The organism is Oleiphilus sp. HI0132, from assembly GCF_001635845.1.
In genome coordinates, this window is record NZ_LWGJ01001388.1 from 1 (window position 1) to 730 (window position 730).

At 37.8% G+C, this 730-nt stretch carries 1 protein-coding gene; it reads right to left on the bottom strand.

All coding sequences use genetic code 11. From position 1 onward, the window contains the following. Positions 1-120: 120 nt before the first annotated feature. On the bottom strand, positions 121-393 hold the full coding sequence (locus A3766_RS21340) for a type II toxin-antitoxin system RelB/DinJ family antitoxin (protein ID WP_068511093.1): 273 nt from the start codon (positions 391-393) through the stop codon (positions 121-123). Between the last annotated feature and the right edge of the window lie 337 nt (positions 394-730).

The window sequence follows — 730 nt, forward strand, 5'->3', positions numbered from 1 at the left end:
AAGTTTCCCCAAGCTGTAATAGTTTAATCACGTGCCCAACTTCAACTACATCAGGAATGGGCAGTTTCGCAATTTTCTTAAAATCTTTTTTAAATTGCGTTGCGTATTCAAGTGTGAGCATTATTTCAAGCCACCAATGTCTAAATGGTTAAAAAGCTCTTCAATAGTTCCAGCTTTAGTGCCATTTCCAGACTCTAGCTCTTCAATTGCATTTGCTGTCAAAGTATTTGGTGTTTTTGCTTTAAGTTCAAAAGGTATTCCACCATAATTAATAACAGCTTTGGCAAATAGCTTTAAGGCTTGCGAGGTGCTTAGACCCATATCGTCACATACATTAGTAAATGCTAGCTTTGTGTCATGGTCTATGCGTGTACTTAGCATTTCTGTCTTCATATTTGATACCTATTTGCTTAATATGTAATACATAGTAAAACGAAGTATAGCAAAGTGCATGTAACAAGGCCATCTTGCGGATCTCGTTTTCTGTCACCTTTTATGCAAAGAAACGCATAAAAGTCGCCATCAAACTTCGACCGCAAATGGCGGCGTTATATGCGCAAAAGTACCAAACACTTGTACGCGGTTTTCTTAGTTTTGTGCAAAGATGGCCTTCTTATAAAGTCAGGTTATCATCAAGGTTCAGTGTTCTAAAAATTAGTTTTTTGCTCAGCGTAATCGGGTCACTTTGATGGGTGGTTTCGTTGACAGTTCAGGTAAGAATTTAGGGTTT